The 479-nt window shown below is 32.8% G+C and carries 1 protein-coding gene; it reads right to left on the bottom strand.

Going from position 1 to position 479, the window contains the following annotated elements; genetic code table 11:
• A partial coding sequence (locus BW716_RS35545; RefSeq protein WP_220388940.1) for a hypothetical protein occupies window positions 1-457 on the bottom strand: 457 nt, incomplete at its 3' end.
• Window positions 458-479 lie beyond the last annotated feature (22 nt).

A 479-nucleotide genomic window follows, 5' to 3' on the forward strand; every position in this document is an offset into this window, starting at 1 on the left:
TACTGTTGTAAACATATTGTTTTATGATTGCATACGAAACATCAGGATATCTTTTTGCTAATAAAACATATTGTTCAGTCATATTTGTTCTTAAGATTCCGGCGTCGTCTGTACTAATTACGATTGGCACATTAAATTCTTTGTAAAGTGTAAAAGGATGTCTGTTTTCTTTTACTTTCAAAATGAATTCGTTACTCGTCAAATTAATCTCGATCGGAATATTATTTTTTGCCATATAACGCAACAAATCGTATGAATTTGCTTCGTAAGCAATATCAACTCCGTGACCAATTCTGTTTGCTCCGGCAACATAAATTGCATCGTTTATATGCCACGTTAAATCTTCTGGCTGAACTAATCCTAAAGTTAATTCTCCTGCATGAAGTGTATATTTTACGTCTGGATATTTAGAATGACAGTATTTAAACATTACCATGTGTAACCAATAATCTTTCATAGAGTTTTCGCCATGTTCCGGA

It is taken from the genome of [Flexibacter] sp. ATCC 35208 (genome assembly GCF_001975825.1).
In the GTDB taxonomy this organism is placed as follows: Bacteria; Bacteroidota; Bacteroidia; order Chitinophagales; family Chitinophagaceae; genus Chitinophaga.